Origin of the sequence: Photorhabdus sp. P32 (assembly GCF_038085095.1) — a bacterium.
Classification (GTDB): domain Bacteria; phylum Pseudomonadota; class Gammaproteobacteria; order Enterobacterales; family Enterobacteriaceae; genus Photorhabdus; species Photorhabdus luminescens.
On record NZ_JAZGJN010000270.1, the window covers coordinates 1 to 23,262 of the forward strand.

Consider the following 23,262-nt stretch of genomic DNA (forward strand, 5'->3'; position numbering starts at 1 on the left):
TTAATAATCTATCCTTATTTAAGGATGGTAATAATAACTAATTGAATTAAATAATTTATATTGTGATATTCTATTGTTATTAATTTATTATTTACGTTTGAATTGTGATTTAAATTATTATTTATGTCGTAAATTGTATTTCAACTTAATAATAACGAAGTTAATTTTTGTTCCATTTAGTGCTAAAACTATAAATTAAGTAAGGAGAGAGATATGCATTTGAATAAAAAGGTTTTCTTTATTTCGCCGTTTTTATTGGCTATTAGCAGTTTCAGCATGGCTTGTATGAAAGATCCGGAGAACATTAGAAACCAGGTAAAAAACGCAATAACGGTAAATGAATTGGCAAAGACTAAAGTCATGTCTATGTATGAAAATTGTAAACTTAGAGCGAATACGAACAATTTTGAAAGAAGAAATGACGTTGAGTTAAATAACACTTCTACTTATAATCAGGATGATGAGATAAAGACAGCAAAATATTGGTATAGAGGGATGGGTAAAAAGGAATATATATCATTAGACGAAAAAGGATATAATGAAATTCCTTGTGTTATAAAAGAAAGCTTTTGTGGAATTACACCTCAATATACTTATGCAAAACCATATCCGCAAGGTAAAAAGCCAAAAATTATGATAGAGTTCACTACAGAAGGATCTGGTTGGTTATATAATGAATTCACAACTAAACATAAGTGTGAATATAAACTGGAAGCTGGAGCATCTTCGTATGGGCTTGGTAAAAAAGGAACGAAGTGCAAGGATAGTAAAGATCCTAAATATAATGCTGGGACTGAATTTAACAAATGGTTATCAACGAATAAAATACAAGCTCAAGTTGCTTATGTATTATTACCGAAAAATCCCTGAAAATAGGATTTAACATCTATTCTGTTACCATGTAATTATCAACCTTAAATTTGTGCAGATAAATATAAAGTGCCGCAATATGCGGCACGATTAAATTGTTTTCTTATTTAATTGCGTTCAGTTAGATAGCAGAAAAATTTTCATTGAAAAATATTTTACAATAGTGATAAATAATTATTTTATTTTTTATAAATTTTATAATCGAGCATAATTGCAATCTTGTGAAGGTTATTTAGATTGTTATGATATAAAAAATCAGTGGTTATTATGTATTTAAATAAGATATTTTCCAATTTAATGATTCTGTAATTTGTGTTTTTTTGATTTAATAATCTATCCTTATTTAATGGAGGCAATAATAACTAATTTAATTAAATAATTTATATTGTGATATTCTATTGTTATTAATTTATTATTTGCGTTTGAATTGTGATTTAAATTACTATTTATGTCGTAAATTGTATTTCAACTTAATAATAACGAAGTTAATTTTTTCCATTTAGTGATAAAACCATAAATAAAGCAAGGAGAGATATATGAGTTTGAATAAAAAGGTTTTACTTATTGCCCCGCTTTTATTAGCGATGAGTAGTTTCAGTATGGCCTGTATGAAAGATCTGGAGAACATTAGAAATCAGGTAAAAAACGCAATAACGGTAAATGGGTTGGCAAAGACTAAAGTCATGTCTATGTATGAAAATTGCAAACTTAGAGCGAATACGAACAATTTTGAAAAAAGAAATGACGTTGAGTTAAATAACACTTCTACTCATAATCAGGATTCTGAGGCAGAAACAGCAAAGTATTGGTATAGAGGAATGGGTAAAAATGAATATATATTATTAGACCGAAATGGATATAATGCAATCCCTTGTGTTACAGAAGAAAGCTTTTGTGGAATTACACCTCAATATAATTATGCAAAACAATATCCGAAAGATGAAAAGCCGAAAATTACTATAGAATTCACTACAGAAGGAGCTGGTTGGTTATATAACGAATTCACAACTCAACATAGGTGTAGTACTAAAGCGGAAGGTGGGGGGACATATGGGCTTGGCAGGACAGGAACATCGGGAAGTTGTGATGCAGAATATAGGGGAATTGGAATAGGAAATGTATTTAACAGGTGGTTATCAGGACATCAAATACAAGCTCAAGTTTCTTATGCATTGTTACCGAAAAAGCCATAAAAATAAGGTGTAACATCTATTCTGTTACCATGTAATTATCAACCTTAAATTTGTGCAGATAAATATAAAGTGCCGCAATATGCGGCACGATTAAATTATTTTTTGCAGTTCATTACGTGCAGCCTAGAGTCTATACCCTATGGATTTCAAGATGCATCGCGGCGGCAAGGGAGCGAATCCCCGGGAGCATAGATAACTATGCGACCGGGGTGAGTGAGTGCAGCCAACAAAGAGGCAACTTGAAAGATAACGGGTATATACATTATTCTGTGTTATTCCCACATATTCGCCGCTTCCCGTATCAGATGCCATACAGTTGTGCCCGTCTCTGCGCCTTCAACATCAAAAGCCATCGCTCCCTGAGCAAAGAAGTACTGCCGACCGGGCAAGCTATCGGTTTGCCAGATCCCGCTGACTAGCGCCGGATGGTTACTTCTCAAAGGGGTCACTTGCAGCGGTCCCCGGTCATAACGGGCATACCAGGCTTGTGTGGAAATATCATTAAAATGACCCTCCCCATAAAAATGCAGTGAATCACCTTCTCTCGGAACAAAACGTATCGGACGTATCAGTTGGTTAATAGCAAAATAACTCTCCGGGACACTGCCCGGCAGCGGCGTTAAGTCCGGGTATTGACCGGCCCGGATCATCAGACCATTGGTATAAGGAGTAATCACCACATCCGGGTAGCGGTGACGGGCCAGCGTGTGGCGTATCCATGATTCTCCTCCCAACCGTTCTACAAAGCGTTTGGACAGCAGGGTGATCCAGTTGATGCTTCTGATAGAGTGAGCATAGTCATCCAGTGTGGTGTGAACAGTGGAATTGACTTGCAGGGAAGGGTAGCGCAGAGCCAGTTGGTACTCTAAAGGGAAATAATCATAGTAGTCTTTGGGTAAGACCAGACAGTAACCACAATCTCCCCAGTCAGGTTCAAGCTGTTCACATAGAAAATTCAGCCAGGCCATAAAGTGAGTCATGCCCTCTTGTTTTTTTAAATAATCCCAAGGCAGCACCAGACTTAGGTAAGAACTACTGTCGTCACCATCATCCTCATCGGAATCCAGATAACGCATTAGATAATGAGGTGCTTCATCTTCGTTTTTAGCATCACTGACGACCCAACCACAAGGCTGATTTTTTTTCCTGGCGAGAATGCCTTCCTCTATCTTAATAATATTTTCCGGTGAATATTTGCTTAACCCTTTCAGTGAATGACTGTGAAAACGCAGGTGAGTACCAAACTCTTCGCGAAAGCGACGATAACAGGCCAGAATGCGCTGTTTTTTTTCTTGGGTGTAGCCTTGTTTAAAAAACAGGGTAATCGAGAGACCCAGGCGGGAAACCGTCAGTTCATCACCATTGAGAAAAAGAAAAGAGGTCAGTTGTGATCTCAACTGAGCAAAGTAATCTGAAGTATCCATATTCTCTCCGTTAATTATGAAGCGGTAGCGAATGTTACACTCGCTAATATTGCCAGAACGGTAGCTAATGCTGTGGCGCTCACTGTGGTGGCGGCAGCTAAAATTTCCACCAGTGCAATCAGCGCGGCAGCGACGGCAACGGTGACCAGGATAACAACGGCAACGTCGGCAATAATCACAACCATTTCCAGCATTCCTTCACCTACCTCTTTCAATATTTGCATCCAGTTGATGTTTTTTAGCTCCTCCAGGGTGATATCTGAGCCTTCTTGCACAGTCTGCCATTGGGCTTTTATTTCATTCTCAGTCCAGGTCACGATTTTCCCCGTTTGTTCACTGACCCAGGAAAACGCGTAGCTGACTTGATGGGTGATCGGATCAATAATCTCTTCACACACCCACTTGCCAGCTTGATTGAACCAAGTGCCAAATTTGGCAAGGAGCTCCCGGGTACTGTCGCGGACATAATTCAATCCATTTTCGGCCAGACCCGCCACTTCCTGCCCGAGGACAACCCAGTCTTCATAGCTCGGTAAAAACGACCAGCGGGAAGTGCTGAGAAGCGGTGGATTTTTTGTCAGGGGTTGAGGAATGGTCCCCGGCACGCCCTCTGCGGGAGGAGCGGGTAAAGCTTTATCATCAGGCGGCGAACCGGACGGCAGCGGGGCCAGTGGTATCGGATTTTTATAGTGTTGTGAACTAGGTTGATAATGTTTTCTCCACGCTTCATCATACTGTTTTTGCTCTTCTGTGCGGTTATCGTTGACACGCATCACACCAAAGCGAGAGCGGGTAGCAATCTGGATATAATCTTTTTCTTGATCTTCACTAAGCTTATCCCCCGGAAATTTCACCTCAATCAGCATTTTAAGATTATTGGGATGCACAGAACCATCGAAATAGGTGGCATTTCTACCCGGCCAGCGGAGAGCTTCATTTTTAACCAAAATAATATCGGGGCGGCGAATACGCTTAACGCCAAATTTCTCCACATCGTCGGCAGAAGGTCGGGCAAATGGGTTGCTGGATTGCGGTAAATTATCGCCATAACGCTGTTTAGAGGCTTGACTGGTCGCCAGCATAGGCAGAGGAACATCTTGCTTCCCTCGGATAGCAAACACTACTTCCGCTTTATAGGGCCATAAAAAGTCATGTTTAAGTTCTTCAACCTTAATCAATCCACTCATAATGACTTGACTAAGAAAGCGAATAGCGCCCAGTTTGGTAATAATCATTGCGGGCATACGCAGAGCATACTCAGCTTTTTCTGCCAGATAACAGGGATCTTCATCGGCGGGAAAGATGCCTATTTCCATCGTGCAATTAATTGAGGTTACAGTCGGGCACATCTTACCGCTGTTGGATATTGCCATACTTATTTCTCCGTAAATGACATATTTTTCATACCTGATTTACGCCTGTCTCTTTTGTGATCAAATATTAATGTGAATTTATATTTTGATCTGATGGATATCAAGGTTAATAGTTTTAATATGTGTAATTTTTTGTTAAAAAGAGTTAATAGTGTAAATATATGAGGTATTCAATTAACTTAATTAATCTGAGTTCAGTTTAATTCGTCATTAAGAAATTGTTTTCCGAGTAGGATATATTCAGTGACGTTTTACTCTTTTTAAGGAAATAAGCAATCCGCCTGAAACCACTAATAGGAATTCTTTTACATTACAGTGACGTGAGCATTCTGGTTTTCATCTTCTTGCGTGTTGATGCGATGAAAGTCACTCCACCCTTGGCGAGAGAGTTCACTTTGTCTATGTTTGTTCCTCAATTTAGATCGGTTTCTTCTTGGTCGAGAGTTCTGCTCTTGGAACAGGCATATCGGGTGATAAAAGGACTAGCTGTAAACCTACTACATATAAGACAGGGAATGAATTTAACCAATGATTATCAACGAATGAAGTGCAAGCTCAGGTTGCTTATGTATTATTACCGAAAAATCCCTAAAAATAGGATTTAACCTCTATTCTGTTACCATGTAATTATCAACCTTAAATTTGTGCAGATAAATCATATCTGCGGCACGATTAAATTTCTGATTTTTTACCCATCTGCCTCTAGGTATAAGTTTGACGATTCCATAATGTGAAAATACAATAATTGTCAAGCAAGTAAGGGGGTGCTATGAACACGATACTGACAAACCGCAGCAAAAATGCTGAGACTCTTAATGAGTACCAGTCCCTTTTGCAACGGCGATTTGATAAATTGCTCACATCATTACTGCCTGAGTTTAAAGAGAAAACGCAGGCCACAAATGCTCTGGCGCTAAGTGATAGCGAACTACTTGAACTATTATATACGACTCAACTTGAACACAAAGTCCGAACTCCAGCACGAGAACTTCGTAAGCTTAAACGCCGCGCTGAAAACTTGGCTCTGTTCTATCAGGAACTTGATAAAATGGGCGGAACTATCAAAACCGGAGACGTTGCTGAGATACTCGGCATAAGTCGTCAGGTTGTTAACATAAGAGTGAAAAGCGGAAAGTTGCTTGCTTTCAGAAAAAACAGTGATTACGTTTTTCCTACATTCCAGTTCACTACCGGCGGAGTCTTGCCTTACTTTGAAGATGTCATGAAAGTGATGGGTGTGGGCATTAACCCAGTGTCGAAAATGTCTTTTTTAACGACGCCATTACCCTGCAATAGAACACCTCTTGATATTATGATGAAAAGCGATGCTTCCGAGAACGAACTGGCTTTGATGTTGAGAGCTGCGTCACAAGTGGGTCATCAGATCGCAAGCTGAAATAAAAGACCCCTGTTTGGCGGGGCAACTTTGTATTATTCAAGTCGGATAAATTGGGATACAGAATCTCCTTGTGCAGCATTTTATACCTATATCGAAAGTTTTTGTCTCTTGGGTGAATAAAGCGCAGAGCACTTGCCGGTTGGTGCTATAAATGTCATTGATGATAAAGCAATTGTACCTAATAGATTTCGAGTTGCAGCGCGGCGGCAAGTGAACGAATCCCCAGGAGCATAGATAACGATGTGACTGGGGTGAGTGAAAGCAGCCAACAAAGCAGCAGCTTGAAAGATGAAGGGTATATATAACTTTTAAAATAGGCTCTCGTTTAATCAAGCCGATGCTGATATTGGTATGCTGTGTGTTAGCGATTAAACTTATTAGTGCTGAAAATAACCCGCTACGGATTATGATCTTTAATCTTCTCTAAATTGTACTGAATTAAAACAAATCACCAAGCGGATTGAATTATGCCCAATTTCATCAAGTAAGATTGGCGTAAGGTTTATACCCTATGGATATCAAGATGGATCGCGACGGTAAGGGAGCTAATCCCCGGGAGCATAGATAACTATGTGGCCGGGGTGAGTGCGGCCGACAAAGAGGCAACTTGAAAGATAACGGGTATATAACGCAGAAGAATAAATTTAAAGGTCTGAACCTTATTAATGAGGTCAGACCTTATTAATTTAACTGGCGCGAACAAGAAACGGTTACGCTTCACCCTGTGCTGATTGAATCGCAGTCAGTGCAACTGTGTAAACAATATCGTCTACTAAAGCGCCACGGGATAAATCGTTCACCGGTTTGCGCATACCTTGCAGCATTGGTCCGATTGAAACCAGATCCGCAGAGCGTTGTACCGCTTTGTAGGTGGTGTTGCCGGTGTTCAGATCAGGGAAGATGAACACGGTAGCTTGACCGGCAACCGGTGAGTTTGGCGCTTTGGATTTCGCTACGTCCGCCATAATTGCGGCGTCGTACTGCAATGGACCATCAATGATCAGGTCTGGACGTTTTTCCTGCGCCAAACGAGTTGCTTCACGAACTTTTTCAACATCACTACCGGCACCGGAGTTGCCGGTAGAGTAGGAGATCATGGCTACGCGTGGTTCGATGCCAAATGCTTTAGCCGAATCTGCCGACTGAATGGCGATTTCGGACAGTTGTTCAGCAGTCGGATCTGGATTGATTGCGCAGTCACCGTAAACCAGAACTTGTTCTGGCAGTAGCATAAAGAATACAGATGATACCAGCGAGCTACCCGGTGCAGTTTTGATTAACTGCAATGGTGGGCGGATAGTATTTGCCGTGGTGTGTACCGCACCGGATACCAAACCATCAACTTCGCCCTGTTCCAGCATCAACGTACCCAGAACAACGTTGTCTTCCAGTTGTTCACGTGCAACGACTTCGGTCATGCCTTTGTTTTTACGCAGTTCAACCAGACGTGGGACATAACGCTCACGTACAGCAACTGGATCAACAATTTCAATACCTGCACCCAGTTCTACGCCCTGAGCAGCGGCCACCCGGCGGATCTCTTCTGGATCACCCAGTAGAACACATTGCGCGATACCGCGATCAGCACAGATAGACGCCGCTTTCACGGTGCGAGGTTCGTCACCTTCCGGCAGAACAATGCGTTTGCCTGCTTTGCGCGCCAGTTCTGTTAATTGATAGCGGAATGCCGGTGGAGAGAGGCGGTGTGGGCGCTCAGAGTTTGCTGTCAGGGAATCGATCCACTCTTTGTTGATATGGTGTGCGACGTAGTTTTGCAGCTTTTCGATACGTTCATGGTCATCCACCGGGACTTCCAGGCTGAAACTTTGCAGGCTCAGGGAAGTCTGCCAGGTGTTGGTATCAACCATGAAGACTGGCAAGCCAGTGTTGAAGGCACGTTCACACAATTGCTTAATCGGTTCATCGATGGCATAGCCGCCAGTCAGCAGAATCGCACCGATTTCAACCCCATTCATAGCCGCCAGACAAGCTGAAACCAGAACATCTGGACGATCAGCCGAAGTGACCAGCAGAGAGCCGGGGCGGAAGTGCTCTAACATGTGTGGAATGCTGCGTGCGCAGAAAGTTACGGATTTAATACGACGGGTTTTGATCGCGCCTTCGTTGATAATACGGGCGTTCAGGTGTTTTGCCATATCAATGGCACGAGTTGCAATCAGGTCAAAACTCCACGGAATGCAACCCAAGATTGGCAATGGGCTATTTTTAAACAGCGTGTTCGGATCGATGTTAGAGACGGTAGCTTTTGAGGATTCATCAAAGATCTCTGACAGATCCGGACGGGTACGGCCTTGATCGTCAACCGGCGCATTGAGTTTGTTAATGATAACACCGGTAATGTTCTGGTTTTTGCTGCCGCCAAATTCAGCACGAGCCAGTTCAACACGTTCTTTCAACTGTTCCGGGGAGTCGTTGCCTAGCGCCAATACGAAGACGATTTCAGCATTCAGGGTTTTGGCGATTTCATAGTTGAGAGACTGAGCGAATGAATGCTTGCGGGTTGGAACCAGACCTTCAATCAGAATAACTTCTGCATCTTTGGTGTTTTCGTGGTAAAGAGCCACGATCTTTTCCATCAGTACATCTTTCTGATTGGTTGTCAGCAAAGATTCCACATATGCCATATCCAGCGGTTCAGCGGTCTTTATGCTGGAATGAGAGCGGATGATGGTCGTGGTTTGATCTTGGGTGTTGCCACAGCAACGGGATTGGGCGATAGGTTTGAAAACACTCAGGCTAACGCCTTTTTGCTCCATTGAGCGGATTACACCTAAACTAACACTGGTCAGGCCGACGCTGGTGCTAGTAGGGATCAACATAATTGTACGGGACACGGAAACCTCTTTACGGTTGCTCGTTGGTCAAAAAATAGTACCGCCAGCAGTGGCTGGCGGTTAGTAAAATTATTACGCGGTCAAGCGCGCTGCATCTTGAGCGATCACTAATTCTTCATTGGTTGGGATCACCAAAGCAAGACGGCTGTTGTCGGTAGTGATCGCGCCGGATTTACCGAAGCGGGCCGCCAGGTTACGGTCGTGATCGTATTCGAAACCTAACAGAGCCAGTTTTTTCAGTACCAGCTCACGAACCAGTGCGGAGTTTTCACCAATACCGCCGGTAAAGATAATAGCATCCAAACGGCCTTCCATCAGTGCGGAATAAGAGCCAACGTATTTAGCCAGACGGTGGCAATAAACATCCATAGCGCGTTTAGCATCGGCTTTGGTTTCATAGTTATCTTCTATATAACGGCAATCACTGGTGACTTCGGTCAGACCGAGCAGGCCAGATTCTTTGGTCAACAGTTTGTTGATTTGTTCAACGCTCATGCCCAGTGAATCGTGCAGATGGAAAATGATCGCCGGATCGATGTCGCCGCTGCGAGTACCCATGACCAGACCTTCCAGTGGCGTCAATCCCATCGAGGTGTCAACACACTGACCATTAACGATAGCAGAGATAGAACCGCCATTACCCAGATGGCAGACGATAACGTTCAGCTCTTCAACCGATTTGTTGAGGGTTTTCGCCGCTTCACGGGAAACGAAGAAGTGGCTGGTTCCATGTGCGCCATAGCGACGAATACCGTGCTCTTTGTACAGATTGTATGGCAGGGCATACAGGTAAGCTTCTTCCGGCATGGTCTGATGGAACGCAGTGTCGAATACGGCAACGTTTTTGTCAGTCAGGTGTGGGAACCCTTTTTTCGCTTCTTCGATGCCAATCAGGTGAGCAGGGTTGTGCAATGGCGCGAATGGAACCGCGTCTTTAATCCCTTGAATCACTTCATCATTGATGGTGACGGATGCCGTGAATTTTTCACCGCCGTGAACAATGCGGTGGCCGATTGCGGCGATTTGATCAGAAAGTTCTGGTTTTTCGGCCAGAATAGTATTAACAATAAAGTTCAATGCTTCACTGTGGGCTGCACCAGCACCTAAAGCGGCTTCATGTTTTGCGCCATCCATTTTCCACTTAATGCGGGCTTCAGGCAGGTTAAAACATTCAGCTAGACCAGAAAGATATTCTTCACCGTTAGCAGGATCGATGATAGCAAATTTCAGAGAAGAGCTACCGCAATTGAGGACCAGTACCAGCTTACTTGACATGGAAATACCTATATCGTGTTTGTCATTGAGTCTTACAGATAAGACATGTGATTAATAAAACGTCAATTACTTATTAGCGTAGCGCGTAAGGTGATGACATTAAATGATTAACATCATGCTAAGTACAAAGAGCATGATGATAAGGTTTCGATTTTCAAAAACCTTTTTTGCTAGCCATGATGTTAAGAGATAGCGTGATTTGTTAACAAAATGAACCTAAATGCAGTAAAAAAGGTAAAATGTGTCGCTTTACTGCTGTGTATAACACAAAAGTGGATGTAGGATACCGATAGCCAGCAGTAAAGACAAAATATACTTAATCCTACAAAAAATATTTTATCATTTACAATGTTTTTTTAAAAAATGTGTTTTTAATTGATTGAGGTCATGATGAGCGTAACACCTCCCACCAGTAATGGATGGTTGAGAAAGATGCAACTGGGGCAGCAATACATGAAGACTTGGCCGATTGAGAAACAATTGGCGCCCATGTTTCCTGAAAACCGGATTATTAAGGCGACCCGTTTTGGTATCCGGTTTATGCCGCCGTTGGCTATTTTTACTTTGACATGGCAAATCGCACTGGGTGGTCAGCTTGGTCCCGCGGTGGCGACGGCACTGTTTGCCTGTAGTTTACCGATGCAAGGGTTATGGTGGTTGGGGAAACGGGCAGCAACGCCATTACCGGCGGCATTGCTGAAATGGTTTCATGAAATCCGTGATAAATTTGCCGCAGCCGGTATCGCAATGGCGCCTGTGCAGCAAACGCCAACTTATCAATCTCTTGCAGAACTGTTGAAACGCGCATTTAAACAACTCGATCGTTCGTTTCTTGATGATATTTAAGATTCATGATGAAAAGTGGATATATTGTTGATCGCAACTGGAGATTTTCCCTCAATAAAATGGTCTACTAGCCAAGTTTTCGACACTAATATCTTCTTCTTTGTTGATAGAGGCCATTTTGAATAGCGAACTCTTGTGGGTATTGACCCTGCTGTTGATAGCTATTGTTCTTTTTACCGCCAGTAAACTGCGTATGGACATTGTCGCATTATTGGTGATTATCGCGTTTGTCATGAGTGGAACGTTGACGCTAAGTGAAGCGACCAGCGGTTTCAGCGATCCCAATGTGTTGCTGATAGCTGCCCTGTTTGTTATTGGCGAGGGATTGGTAAGGACTGGCGTTGCTTATCAAATGGGGGACTGGCTGGTAAGGGTTGCCGGAAACAGTGAAACCAAAATGTTGGCGTTACTGATGCTGACTGTGGCGGGGCTTGGCGCTTTTATGAGCTCTACGGGCGTGGTCGCGATTTTCATTCCTGTGGTGCTCAGTGTGGCGGCAAGAATGAAAATTTCGCCGGGGCGGTTGATGATGCCTTTGAGTTTTGCCGGGCTTATCAGCGGCATGATGACATTGGTAGCGACGCCGCCCAATATGGTGATTAACAGTGAGTTGATACGGGAAGGGCTTTCCGGTTTCAAATTCTTCTCTATTACACCCATTGGTGTTTTGATTCTGTTCGCCGGTATCGGTTATATGCTGATCGCTCGTCATTGGCTGGGAAATGATCAGTCGGATAAAGGCCATGACAAATGGAATCGCCGCACTTTCCGTGACCTTATTCGCGACTATAAATTATCAGGTCGCGCGCGTCGTCTGGCGATCCGCCCGGGTTCCCCGTTGATTGGCCTCTCTCTTGATGAGTCGAATTTGCGTGTCCGCTATGGGGCTAATGTCGTTGGTATTGAGCGTTGGCGGCGTTTCCGGCGCGTTATGGTCAGTGCGATGGGCAATACCGAATTGAGAGCGCAGGATGTATTACTGGTTGATATGTCAGACGGTGAGGTGGATCTGCGTCAATTTTGCAGTGAGCAATTATTAGAACCGATGGTGCTGCGTGGAGAATATTTTTCTGAACAATCTCGTAACGTGGGGATGGCGGAAGTTTCTCTGATCCCAGAATCGGATTTATTGGGTAAGTCGCTGCGGGAAATAAGTTTTCGTACCTGTTATGGTTTGAATGTTGTTGGTATTCGACGTGACGGTGAATCGTTGTCGGGTAAGCTGGTCGATGAGCCACTACAACTTGGGGATATTTTGCTGGTTATTGGTGACTGGAAATTGATCCGTGTCCTGAAAACCAAAATGCGCGATTTTATTGTCCTCAATCTACCGGTTGAGATCGAAGAAGTGGCCCCGGCAACGTCTCAAGCGCCACATGCGCTTTTTAGTTTGGCGCTCATGGTAGCCATGATGCTTACCGATGAAATACCTAATGTGATTGCCGCATTGATAGCTTGCCTGTTGATGGGAAAATTCCGCTGTATTGATATGGAAAGTGCGTACCGTTCTATTCATTGGCCCAGTATTATCCTGATTGTCGGGATGATGCCGTTTGCGCTGGCATTACAGAAAACCGGCGGGATTGCTCTGATTGTCCGTGGCCTGATGGATATTGCGGGTGATATGGGGCCGAGGGTGATGTTGGTATGTCTGTTTGTACTTTGTGCCGTGATCGGTTTGTTTATTTCTAATACGGCAACGGCGGTATTAATGGCGCCGATAGCCATTGCTGCCGCACGTGAAATGGCAGTATCTCCCATGCCATTTGCCATGATTATTGGTGTGGCGGCTTCCGCCGCATTTATGACTCCAGTTTCATCCCCAGTCAATACGCTAGTTCTTGGCCCCGGTGGTTATAAGTTCTCCGATTTTGTCCGGTTGGGGGTGCCATTTACCGTGCTGGTAATGGTGATTAGTGTACTGGTCATTCCTTGGTTGTTTCCATTTTAATGTGGAATGTCGAGACTAATTTCGTCCAATGACAAGCTGAACCCCGGTACAAAAACCTGCATAAAGTAATCCATCTCCTGGCTGTGACGATCAGCCAGGGTTTTTTCAAGCCGGGCTTTCGCCAGATTGAATTCATGGTTACCTGCTGATAATTCTTCCAGACATTTCAGGTAAGCACACAGGGAATCGGCTTGCTTAATGATAAAAGTTTCTTCTGCTGTATGCTGGCTGTCATCCAGAATTGGACGGAAATCCTCTTGCAGCTCTGTTGGTAGCATTTCTAGTAATTTTTTCTGCGCGATTTTTTCTATCTTTTTGTATTCCCGTGCGATATGTGGATTGTGATATTTGACCGGGGTGGGTAAATCTCCGGTGATAACTTCGCTGGCGTCGTGATACATAGCCAGCAACGCAATGCGTTCAGCGTTCACGTTGCCGCCAAATTTGCGGTTTTTGATAATGGCTAAGGCATGTGCGACAAAGGCTACCTGTAGGCTATGTTCGGACACATTTTCTGTACGTACATTGCGCATCAGAGGCCAACGGTTAATCAGTTTCAGACGGGAAAGGTGGGCAAAAAAGTGGCTCATAATCATCTCTTACAGTAAACATTGCTTTTATTGTGAGCGGTGTGTTGGGGTAAAGTAAACCTTAAAATCGTTTCTTATTTTTATACCCGTCATCTTTCAAGTTGCCTCTTTGTTGGCTGCTCTCACTCACCCCGGTCACATAGTTCTCTATGCTCCCGGGGATTCGCTCCCTTGCCGTCGCGATGCATCTTGAAATCCATTGGGTATATGAGGGAAATGTGCTGTTTATCGGGTATGCATTAAAACGGGTATCCAGACCGTATAGTGATTAGTGACATGATTAGTTTACATTTGCCATTAACTGGCAATGTTATAATCGTAATGGATATTTTTTTTAAAGAAATTTATTTTTCCACTCCATTTTACATACAATTTATATACAAAAATTTCATATAATTTACAATAGTTTGTTATTTATTCAGGTGTTCTCTTTTATCAAGTTTAATACATGCAATGTTTAATTCTTTTGTATCTTGCTAATGCCTTATATAATCACTGCAAAAGTCCCCGATAAAATAAAAAAATTAGTCTGTGTTACCGGTAAAAGATGAAAATTTATTGGTCTTATTTGGCAGAGAGTCATCATTTGGTATCAATAAGGAAAGTTATGGAAATGGTTATCAAGGATTTTTCTTTGACCGGGGAGGTTTTCATCAGTGAGGAAAAAACGGGCAGGCTAGATTTATCGGACAGACTAGATTTATCGGACAGACTAGATTTATCGGAATAGAAGAAATAGGTTTTCTTCTACACCGATAGAACGCATGGTATGAATAATCTCCGTTATCAGTCATCTCTTTCTGTGAACGGAGATTATTTTTACTGATGATATTTGCCAATAAATCGAGCGAATTTCTGAATTGCCATCTCCAGTTCATCAAGCCTTGGTAGCGTCACGATACGGAAATGGTCAGGTTCCGGCCAGTTAAATGCGGTTCCTTGCACTAACAAAACCTTCTCTTGTAATAAAAGGTCAAGTACCAGCTTTTGGTCATCGTGAACATTAAAGCGCTTCGTATCAATTTTGGGAAACATATATAAAGCGCCTTTGGGTTTTACACAGGAAACGCCGGGGATTTGATTAATTAATTCCCATGCTCGGTTACGCTGCTCATACAAACGACCACCAGGTAAAATGAATTCACTGATACTTTGGTAACCACCTAAGGCAGTTTGAATAGCATGTTGCATTGGCACATTGGCGCATAAACGCATTGATGCCAGCATCTCCAAACCTTCAATATAGCTCTTGGCGTGTTTCTTCGGGCCGTTTAATACCATCCAGCCTTGACGAAAACCGGCTACCCGGTATGTTTTCGATAGCCCGTTAAATGTTACCGTTAACAGATCAGGGGCGAGTGCGGCAATTGAATGATGCTGTGCATCGTCATATAAGATTTTGTCGTAAATCTCATCAGCAAAAATAATCAAATTATGTTGACGGGCTATTTCAACAACTTCTAATAGCAATTCTTTACTATATACAGCACCCGTTGGATTATTAGGGTTAATAATCACAATCCCACGTGTACGGGGCGTAATTTTGTTACGGATATCGTTTAAGTCAGGAAACCAATCTGATCCTTCATCACACATATAATGTACGGCTTTACCGCTGGAAAGTGAAACTGCCGCAGTCCAGAGAGGATAATCAGGCGCAGGAACCAGCATTTCATCACCGGTATTCAGTAATGCTTGCATTGCCTGAACGATTAATTCAGAAACGCCATTGCCGATATAAATATCTTCAACAGTCACGTCCATCATATTTCGGGCTTGATAATGTTGCATGATAGCTTTGCGTGCAGAATACAGACCTTTCGAATCTGAATAACCCTGCGCGGTTGGTAAGTTACGGATAACATCTACCAAGATTTCATCTGGCGCTTCAAAACCAAAGGGGGCTGGATTACCAATATTTAATTTGAGGACTTTATTACCTTCTTCTTCAAGGCGTTTAGCTTCCTTGAGTACGGGGCCGCGGATGTCATAACAAACATTATCCAATTTGCTGGATTTTTTAACTGCTAGCATAGAGAGTCTTACCTTATCTTGGCAAAAAAAGAGGTCGCCTGGCACATAGTGTGTAACATTTAATGTACTCTTCCCGCTGAATGTTTTGAAGATGCCTTGATATATTTGGTTAAAATGGTTGTTTTAGTAGGGAAGTTGTTATTTGAGTATCTTTTTATGCAAATTATGTTAGCGTTAAATTCTGAATTTATTTACAAGATTAAATTTATAATCTGAATTGTCGGTGTTTTCTAGTGTGGAAATGGCGCGTTTTTAACGTGATAACAGTCTGGTTGCACCATTGTGGGGAGAAAATGAGCATCGCTCAATTTGCCAATAAAAATTGTTGTGTTTGTATAATTTATTCTTATGTATAAGATTTGCCTTGAATTGGCAATTCAGAACTATATATTTTAGAAAGATCGAACAATATTTTTGATCATTTCTGGAAACTAGTTGTAAATTTATCTGAATAGGATTATTAAACATTAGTGATATTGTAGATTTTTACTTTATATTTAGTTTTTCTGATATAACTTATGTTATTCTTTGACGTGAGTCAGAAAACAAAATAACCAAACTAGAAATCACATATAGGGTGTTGTAAATAGGGATTGTCCTCAATTTATTTAGGAATCCGAGTAACTTTTGCTAAGAGAGAGGAGAAAATAAAACCCGCAATGGGTTCAATAGGTAAAAAAACAGCAGTAAATCTTTGCCCTATTTAATAGAGTAGAGTACTGTCTAAGCGATGTTAATTTAATTTGATAGTGCTTACGTAAAAACACCAGGTTAGTTAGTAATTAAAATCAAAAAAAAGTGATGAATAAACAATGATAAATGCAAATCGTCCGATAATGAATCTCGATCTCGATCTGCTAAGAACTTTTGTTGCTGTTGCTGATTTAAATACTTTTGCAGCAGCAGCAGCAGCAGTATGCAGAACGCAATCGGCTGTAAGTCAGCAAATGCAACGTTTGGAGCAGTTGGTGGGCAGAGAGCTGTTTGCCCGTCATGGCCGTAATAAGCTTCTTACAGAGCATGGTCTTCAACTTCTTGGTTATGCAAGACAAATTCTGCGCGCTAATGATGATGCCAGCGCATCATTAACCTATAGCGATGCGGAAGGCGAACTAAGAATCGGTGCATCCGACGATACGGTGGATACACTGCTCCCTTTTTTGTTAAATCGTATCGCTTCTGTTTATCCGCGGATGGCAATAGATGTCCGTATAAAGCGTACTCAATTTATTGAAAGTATGCTGGATAACCATGAGATCGATTTGGCGCTCACAACCGCGAAAATCAGTCATCATCCAAGGACTGTTCTACGCTCAACACCGGTATTATGGCATTGCGCTCCTGATTTCCAGTTACAATCAAATGAACCTGTGCCATTGGTTGTGATGGATGAAACCAACCCATTCCGTCAGTTGGCGTTGGATACGCTGGATGAAGTGGGGGTATCGTGGCGGATTGCTTACGAAGCCGCTTCTTTGTCGGCAGTTCGCACGGCAGTGAATGCGGAAGTCGGTATTACTGCCCGTCCTCTGGAAATGCAAAATGCTGATCTGCGTATTTTAGGAGAAAGTGAAGGGCTTCCTCGTTTGCCTGAAACCCAATTCTCTCTGTATAGACATAGCAATGAACAGAATGAATCTGTTCTGACGGTTTTTAGTGCAATAGAGAATAAGAAAACGCCATACACGATCTCGGGTGTTTCTGAAGAACTTCCTGATGATGACGATATTATTGATGAGTAATATCTGAAACACTTGTCTTTGCTAATACCTCCATTATGGACGGAAGGAGGTATTAGCTCCCTGGATATATTTATAAGCAATCATCAACTAAATTCATCTTATTTTGTTGTTATCGTAATCATTAAATATACGGTGGCATTTTTCTTAACACCCCCCTGATTTGGTTAACAAATTGTTATATTGTTAACAAAGTAATAATTCGCTGAATTGATGAAATAAGAATTTCTATAGTGAACCAGAACTTTTCTTGTTGCTAATGGGTAAAAAATATAATTTCTTCAGATTTGAATGAATTATCAGCAGCAGTAAAATTTTTTTCTGTCGAATTGTGTACTTGATCAAAGAAATACTCCCTATGTAGCAGTGGAAAGGCAGGTTTTTCCTGAGATAATGATGTAGTAAAAGCGAGTTATCGGTTAAACTAGCTTCCGCCGCTGTTCGCATGCCAGTTGACTGACACGTTTTAGCTGTGCGGTAGCACGATCCGTTAAGACTAAGTTTGTTGTTTGTAAATAAATGTTAGATTAATTTTGTCAAAACAGACAAAATATTGTTGAGAGGAGTAAAAACCAAGAAGATTCACTCCATCAATCATTGATTAGCAGTGTTTCAGATTTGGTTGTTACCCCTTCCCTTGAATCGATGTGGTGCAACACTGCCAGATAAAAGAGCAGACACTTTTGACACCACTTTTGATGAGTAAGCAATGAGTATGTCAACATCCACTGAACTCTTTGCCCATCACTGGGCATTCGCGGTATTTCTTTTAGGTGCTTTCGGTCTGTGTGCTTTGATGCTGTTAGGGGCATTTTTCTTGGGCGGAAGAGCGAAAGCCCGGGCAAAACATGTCCCTTATGAATCCGGTATTGATTCTGTCGGTAGTGCTCGTCTCCGTATGTCGGCCAAGTTCTATCTGGTCGCTATGTTCTTTGTCATCTTCGATGTTGAAGCTTTGTTTTTATATGCATGGTCAGTCTCTATCAAAGAGAGTGGCTGGTTAGGCTTTATCGAAGCAAGCATTTTCATTTTGGTGTTACTCGCAGGCTTGTTTTATCTGGTGCGTATTGGGGCGCTGAATTGGACGCCATCTCGTTCAAGCCGCCAGGTAAGTAAACCAAGTGTTGTGATTAACATTAACAATAGTCATCCGCAGTAATAGCGAGGCATTTAAAGATGGATTATACGCTCACCCGCATAGATCCGAACGGTGAGAATGACCGTTATCCCCTGCAAAAACAAGAAATTGTCGCAGACCCACTGGAGCAGCATGTCCACCGTAGTGTTTACATGGGCAAACTGGAGCATGCTCTGCATGATATGGTGAATTGGGGACGTAAAAACTCCCTGTGGCCCTACAACTTTGGTCTTTCCTGCTGTTATGTGGAAATGGCCACATCATTTACCGCTGTTCATGATGTCGCTCGTTTTGGCGCTGAAGTTTTACGTGCATCACCCCGCCAAGCGGATTTTATGGTGGTTGCTGGAACCTGTTTTACCAAAATGGCGCCGGTTATTCAGCGTTTATATGACCAGATGCTTGAGCCGAAGTGGGTTATCTCTATGGGAGCTTGCGCCAACTCTGGCGGTATGTACGATATTTACTCTGTAGTTCAAGGCGTCGATAAGTTTATCCCCGTTGATGTTTATATTCCTGGCTGTCCTCCCCGTCCTGAAGCTTATATGCAAGCTCTGCTGTTGTTACAGGAATCAATCGGCAAAGAGCGTCGTCCGCTGTCTTGGGTGGTGGGAGATCAAGGGGTTTACCGTGCCAATATGCAGTCAGAAAGAGAACGTAAGCACGGGGAACGTATTGCAGTGAAAAATCTGCGTACGCCAGACGAAGTTTAAGAATCTGTCTTTTAGACAGTAGGCGTGACTAAAGTAGCCTAATAAATGTAACCAGAGCAATGTGTTGCGATACTAATCCTGATCAAAACGAACACTGATCAAAGCGTTGTGGTGAAAAATGATGATAGATCAGATAGCGCAAGAAAGCGCCCGGCCTGCGTGGCAAACTCACGACCATCTTGATGATCCGGTGGTGAGTGAGCTGCGTAACCACTTCGGCCCGGATGCCTTTACCGTTCAGCCAACCCGTACTGGTTTGCCAGTTGTCTGGGTAAAGCGTGAACAATTACTGGAAGTAATAACTTTCCTGAAGAAGCTGCCTAAACCTTATGTCATGCTGTTTGATTTGCATGGCATGGATGAGCGTCAGCGTACTCACCGCCAGGGTCTGCCGGAGGCAGATTTTTCTGTGTTTTATCACCTGCTTTCTATTGAGCGTAACCGCGATATTATGTTGAAGGTTGCACTCAGTGAAAAAGACTTGAATCTGCCGACTGCAACTCCTCTGTTCCCAAATGCCAACTGGTATGAGCGTGAAACATGGGAAATGTTCGGCATTGTCTTTAACGGCCATCCAAACCTGCGCCGCATTATGTTGCCGCCGACTTGGGAAGGGCATCCGCTGCGGAAGGATTATCCCGCTCGTGCGACAGAATTTGATCCTTTCGAATTGACCAGACAGAAAGAAGATCTGGAAATGGAAGCGCTGACTTTCAAACCAGAAGAGTGGGGAATGAAACGAGGTACCGAGAATGAGGACTTTATGTTCCTTAACCTTGGTCCTAACCATCCCTCTTCTCATGGCGCATTCCGTATCATTCTTCAACTGGATGGTGAAGAGATTGTTGATTGCGTGCCGGATATCGGCTACCACCATCGCGGCGCGGAGAAGATGGGAGAGCGCCAATCTTGGCACAGTTATATTCCCTATACAGACCGTATTGAATACTTAGGCGGTTGTGTTAACGAAATGCCTTATGTGTTGGCGGTGGAGAAACTGGCGGGTATTGAAGTGCCTGACCGGGTAAAGACCATTCGTGTTATGTTGTCGGAATTGTTCCGTATTAACAGTCACCTTCTGTACATTTCCACTTTTATTCAGGACGTCGGCGGGATGACGCCGGTATTCTTCGCCTTTACTGACCGACAGAAAGTGTATGATCTGGTGGAGGCGATTACCGGTTTCCGTATGCACCCTGCATGGTTCCGCATTGGCGGCGTTGCTCATGACTTACCGCGTGGTTGGGATAGATTATTGCGCGATTTCCTGAACTGGATGCCTAAACGCCTTGATTCCTATGTGAAAGCAGCGCTGAAAAACAGCATTCTGAAAGGCCGTTCTATCGGGGTTGCCGCTTATAATTCCAAACAAGCCCTTGAATGGGGCACCACGGGAGCGGGTTTGCGGGCGACGGGCATTGCGTTTGATGTGCGTAAATGGCGCCCATACTCCGGCTATGAAAATTTCGATTTCGACGTGCCGATTGGTAATAACGGCGACTGTTATGACCGCGTGATGTTGAAAGTGGAAGAAGTGCGTCAGAGCTTGCGAATCTTGAAACAGTGTCTGGATAATATGCCGGAAGGTCCATTCAAAGCCGATCACCCACTGACGACGCCGCCACCGAAAGAGCGTACTTTGCAGCATATCGAAACCATGATTAACCACTTTTTGCAAGTGTCATGGGGGCCAGTAATGCCGGCAAATGAATCTTTCCAAATGATTGAGGCCACCAAAGGCATCAACAGCTATTACCTCACCAGCGACGGCAGTACAGTGAGTTACCGTACCCGCGTTCGTACACCGAGTTATCCGCATTTGCAGCAGATCCCATCGGTAATCCGCGGTGGCTTAGTCTCTGACCTGATCGTGTATCTGGGCAGTATCGATTTTGTTATGTCTGATGTGGATCGCTAACTATGCAAAGTGAAATTAACGCGAGTGCTCAACAAGCGCGCCTTGATGTGGTTAACGTAACAGAGTCTCAGGCAAAAGCAGATTTTGTGCTGAGTACCGAAGAGCACGATGCCATTGAGCATGAAAAACACCACTACGAAGATCCGCGCGCCGCTTCGATAGAAGCATTGAAAATTGTACAGAAACATCGTGGTTGGGTGCCGGATGGCGCCATTTACGCGATTGCTGATGTGCTTGGTATTCCCGCCAGTGATGTGGAAGGTGTGGCAACATTCTACAGCCAGATTTATCGTCAACCTGTGGGCCGCCATATTATTCGTTATTGCGATAGCGTGGTTTGTCATATTACCGGTTATCAGGATGTTCAGGCTGCGATTGAAAAACATCTGAATATCTGTCCGGGGCAGACGACGAAAGATGGTCGTTTTACGCTGTTGCCAACCTGTTGTCTGGGTAACTGTGACAGAGGTCCGACCATGATGATCGATGACGATACGCACAGTTCTGTCAGACCTGAAGAGATTGAGAAGTTACTGGAGCAGTATCCATGACAGCATATTCAGGAATAAAAGAAATTATTCTTACTGAGGAAAACCATCCTCTTACCTGGCGTTTACGGGATGATAAACAACCGGTATGGCTGGATGAGTACCGTAGCAAAAATGGTTATCGTGGCGCTGAAAAAGCACTGAAAAGCATGTCCCCGGATGAAGTGGTTTCTTTGGTAAAAGACGCCGGGCTGAAAGGCCGTGGCGGCGCAGGTTTCTCTACTGGTTTGAAGTGGAGCCTGATGCCGAAAGATGAAAGCATGAATATCCGTTATCTGCTATGTAACGCAGATGAAATGGAGCCGGGTACTTACAAAGATCGCTTGCTGATGGAACAACTTCCTCACCTGCTGGTGGAAGGGATGTTGATCAGTGCGTTCGCTTTGAAAGCTTATCGTGGCTATATCTTCTTGCGTGGCGAATATGTGGAAGCGGCGGTGCATCTGCGTAAAGCCATCGAAGAAGCTAAGGCGGCGGGTTGGTTGGGGAAAAATATTATGGGCAGCGGCTTTGATTTTGAGCTGTTTGTTCATACCGGCGCAGGGCGTTATATTTGTGGTGAAGAAACCGCGCTGATTAACTCACTGGAAGGTCGCCGAGCAAATCCTCGCTCAAAGCCGCCATTTCCAGCCACTTCCGGCGCATGGGGTAAGCCTACTTGCGTCAACAACGTTGAAACCTTGTGCAACGTTCCTTCAATTCTCGACTACGGCAAAGAGTGGTATATCGGTCTAAGTGCGGGCAAGAGTAAAGATGCCGGCACCAAACTGATGGGGTTCTCCGGTCGGGTGAAAAATCCGGGCTTGTGGGAATTGCCATTTGGTACGACTGCCCGTGAAATTCTTGAAGATTATGCCGGCGGTATGCGTGACGGCCTGAAATTCAAAGCCTGGCAGCCAGGCGGTGCAGGGACTGACTTCCTGACCGCTGAACATTTGGATCTGCCAATGGATTTTGAAAATATCGCCAAAGCGGGCAGCCGTTTGGGTACTGCCTTGGCAATGGCGGTTGACCATGAAATTAACATGGTTTCTTTAACCCGTAATCTTGAAGAGTTCTTTGCCCGTGAATCTTGCGGCTGGTGTACTCCATGCCGTGACGGGTTGCCGTGGAGCGTGAAAATCCTGCGTGCAATTGAGCGTGGGGAAGGGCAACCGGGGGATATTGAAACGTTGGAACAGCTCTGTCGCTTCCTTGGGCCAGGTAATACATTTTGTGCTCACGCACCAGGGGCCGTGGAACCACTACAGAGCGCCATCAAATATTTCCGTGATGAATTCGAAGCTGGAATTGTGACCAAAGACTATGGCAACACTCATTTCATTGCGGGTATCCAGTCAAACCTGTTGAAACAGCGTTGGTAATGGGTTTTTCACGAAATTAGCAGAATTTTTGA

The 23,262-nt window shown here is 43.5% G+C and carries 17 protein-coding genes; 11 read left to right on the forward strand and 6 right to left on the reverse strand.

Features of this window, described 5'->3' with window-relative positions; all coding sequences use genetic code 11:
* The first annotated feature begins 213 nt into the window (after window positions 1–213).
* Window positions 214–870 carry a hypothetical protein gene (locus V2H77_RS13365; protein WP_341499196.1) on the forward strand — a complete coding sequence of 219 codons (657 nt, stop codon included), beginning with the start codon at window positions 214–216 and terminating at the stop codon, window positions 868–870.
* Window positions 871–1,406: 536 nt separating this feature from the next.
* A complete protein-coding gene (locus V2H77_RS13370) occupies window positions 1,407–2,063 on the forward strand; it encodes a hypothetical protein (protein WP_341499198.1) in 657 nt (218 codons plus the stop codon).
* Between the two features lie 272 nt (window positions 2,064–2,335).
* On the opposite strand, the gene V2H77_RS13375 is transcribed toward V2H77_RS13370, so the two are convergent.
* On the reverse strand, window positions 2,336–3,487 hold the full coding sequence (locus V2H77_RS13375) for a type VI immunity family protein (RefSeq protein WP_341499199.1): 1,152 nt from the start codon (window positions 3,485–3,487) through the stop codon (window positions 2,336–2,338).
* Between the two features lie 14 nt (window positions 3,488–3,501).
* Window positions 3,502–4,860, reverse strand: a complete 1,359-nt coding sequence (locus V2H77_RS13380; protein ID WP_341499200.1) for a VRR-NUC domain-containing protein — start codon at window positions 4,858–4,860, stop codon at window positions 3,502–3,504.
* A gap of 769 nt (window positions 4,861–5,629) precedes the next feature.
* Here V2H77_RS13380 and V2H77_RS13385 point away from each other — a divergent pair.
* Window positions 5,630–6,256 carry a helix-turn-helix domain-containing protein gene (locus tag V2H77_RS13385; RefSeq protein WP_341499201.1) on the forward strand — a complete coding sequence of 209 codons (627 nt, stop codon included), beginning with the start codon at window positions 5,630–5,632 and terminating at the stop codon, window positions 6,254–6,256.
* Window positions 6,257–6,969: 713 nt separating this feature from the next.
* Here the strand turns inward: V2H77_RS13385 and pta are convergent.
* Entirely contained in the window at window positions 6,970–9,099 is a 2,130-nt protein-coding gene (gene pta / locus V2H77_RS13390; RefSeq protein WP_341499229.1) for a phosphate acetyltransferase, read from the reverse strand.
* 87 nt (window positions 9,100–9,186) lie between these two features.
* A complete protein-coding gene (ackA, locus tag V2H77_RS13395; RefSeq protein WP_341499202.1) occupies window positions 9,187–10,389 on the reverse strand; it encodes an acetate kinase in 1,203 nt (400 codons plus the stop codon).
* 390 nt (window positions 10,390–10,779) lie between these two features.
* Between ackA and yfbV the strand changes: the two genes are divergently transcribed.
* A complete protein-coding gene (gene yfbV, locus V2H77_RS13400) occupies window positions 10,780–11,235 on the forward strand; it encodes a terminus macrodomain insulation protein YfbV (protein WP_341499230.1) in 456 nt (151 codons plus the stop codon).
* Window positions 11,236–11,353: 118 nt separating this feature from the next.
* Window positions 11,354–13,186 (forward strand): SLC13 family permease, encoded by a 1,833-nt coding sequence (locus V2H77_RS13405; RefSeq protein WP_341499203.1) that lies wholly within the window; start codon window positions 11,354–11,356, stop codon window positions 13,184–13,186.
* Here the strand turns inward: V2H77_RS13405 and yfbR are convergent.
* Complete coding sequence (gene yfbR, locus V2H77_RS13410) at window positions 13,183–13,776, reverse strand: 5'-deoxynucleotidase (protein ID WP_341499204.1); 594 nt, start codon at window positions 13,774–13,776, stop codon at window positions 13,183–13,185. The two genes, V2H77_RS13405 and yfbR, sit on opposite strands and share 4 nt — an antisense overlap.
* 819 nt (window positions 13,777–14,595) lie before the next feature.
* Entirely contained in the window at window positions 14,596–15,810 is a 1,215-nt protein-coding gene (locus V2H77_RS13415) for a pyridoxal phosphate-dependent aminotransferase (protein ID WP_341499205.1), read from the reverse strand.
* 812 nt (window positions 15,811–16,622) lie between these two features.
* Here V2H77_RS13415 and hexA point away from each other — a divergent pair.
* The 6 genes from hexA to nuoF all read left to right on the forward strand — a co-directional run bounded on the left by hexA (window position 16,623) and on the right by nuoF (window position 23,230).
* Entirely contained in the window at window positions 16,623–17,552 is a 930-nt protein-coding gene (gene hexA, locus V2H77_RS13420) for a transcriptional regulator HexA (RefSeq protein WP_265379588.1), read from the forward strand.
* 706 nt (window positions 17,553–18,258) lie between these two features.
* A complete protein-coding gene (locus V2H77_RS13425) occupies window positions 18,259–18,708 on the forward strand; it encodes an NADH-quinone oxidoreductase subunit A (protein ID WP_011147306.1) in 450 nt (149 codons plus the stop codon).
* Between the two features lie 17 nt (window positions 18,709–18,725).
* A complete protein-coding gene (locus V2H77_RS13430) occupies window positions 18,726–19,400 on the forward strand; it encodes a NuoB/complex I 20 kDa subunit family protein (protein WP_011147305.1) in 675 nt (224 codons plus the stop codon).
* 118 nt (window positions 19,401–19,518) lie between these two features.
* Window positions 19,519–21,318, forward strand: a complete 1,800-nt coding sequence (gene nuoC / locus V2H77_RS13435) for an NADH-quinone oxidoreductase subunit C/D (RefSeq protein WP_341499206.1) — start codon at window positions 19,519–19,521, stop codon at window positions 21,316–21,318.
* A gap of 2 nt (window positions 21,319–21,320) precedes the next feature.
* Complete coding sequence (gene nuoE / locus V2H77_RS13440; protein ID WP_049584765.1) at window positions 21,321–21,869, forward strand: NADH-quinone oxidoreductase subunit NuoE; 549 nt, start codon at window positions 21,321–21,323, stop codon at window positions 21,867–21,869.
* A complete protein-coding gene (gene nuoF / locus V2H77_RS13445; protein WP_132347247.1) occupies window positions 21,866–23,230 on the forward strand; it encodes an NADH-quinone oxidoreductase subunit NuoF in 1,365 nt (454 codons plus the stop codon). The genes nuoE and nuoF overlap by 4 nt, the downstream gene beginning before the upstream one ends.
* Window positions 23,231–23,262: the final 32 nt, after the last annotated feature.

Bases quoted from the DNA above. Each gene is read 5' to 3' on its own strand.
- V2H77_RS13385 (WP_341499201.1), top strand. From the start codon at position 5,630: ATGAACACGATACTGACAAACCGCAGCAAAAATGCTGAGACTCTTAAT.
- V2H77_RS13430 (WP_011147305.1), top strand. From the start codon at position 18,726: ATGGATTATACGCTCACCCGCATAGATCCGAACGGTGAGAATGACCGT.
- nuoC (WP_341499206.1), top strand. From the start codon at position 19,519: ATGATGATAGATCAGATAGCGCAAGAAAGCGCCCGGCCTGCGTGGCAA.
- V2H77_RS13415 (WP_341499205.1), bottom strand. From the start codon at position 15,810: ATGCTAGCAGTTAAAAAATCCAGCAAATTGGATAATGTTTGTTATGAC.
- V2H77_RS13375 (WP_341499199.1), bottom strand. From the start codon at position 3,487: ATGGATACTTCAGATTACTTTGCTCAGTTGAGATCACAACTGACCTCT.
- ackA (WP_341499202.1), bottom strand. From the start codon at position 10,389: ATGTCAAGTAAGCTGGTACTGGTCCTCAATTGCGGTAGCTCTTCTCTG.
- V2H77_RS13370 (WP_341499198.1), top strand. From the start codon at position 1,407: ATGAGTTTGAATAAAAAGGTTTTACTTATTGCCCCGCTTTTATTAGCG.
- nuoE (WP_049584765.1), top strand. From the start codon at position 21,321: ATGCAAAGTGAAATTAACGCGAGTGCTCAACAAGCGCGCCTTGATGTG.
- nuoF (WP_132347247.1), top strand. From the start codon at position 21,866: ATGACAGCATATTCAGGAATAAAAGAAATTATTCTTACTGAGGAAAAC.
- hexA (WP_265379588.1), top strand. From the start codon at position 16,623: ATGATAAATGCAAATCGTCCGATAATGAATCTCGATCTCGATCTGCTA.
- yfbV (WP_341499230.1), top strand. From the start codon at position 10,780: ATGAGCGTAACACCTCCCACCAGTAATGGATGGTTGAGAAAGATGCAA.
- V2H77_RS13380 (WP_341499200.1), bottom strand. From the start codon at position 4,860: ATGGCAATATCCAACAGCGGTAAGATGTGCCCGACTGTAACCTCAATT.
- pta (WP_341499229.1), bottom strand. From the start codon at position 9,099: ATGTTGATCCCTACTAGCACCAGCGTCGGCCTGACCAGTGTTAGTTTA.
- yfbR (WP_341499204.1), bottom strand. From the start codon at position 13,776: ATGAGCCACTTTTTTGCCCACCTTTCCCGTCTGAAACTGATTAACCGT.
- V2H77_RS13365 (WP_341499196.1), top strand. From the start codon at position 214: ATGCATTTGAATAAAAAGGTTTTCTTTATTTCGCCGTTTTTATTGGCT.
- V2H77_RS13425 (WP_011147306.1), top strand. From the start codon at position 18,259: ATGAGTATGTCAACATCCACTGAACTCTTTGCCCATCACTGGGCATTC.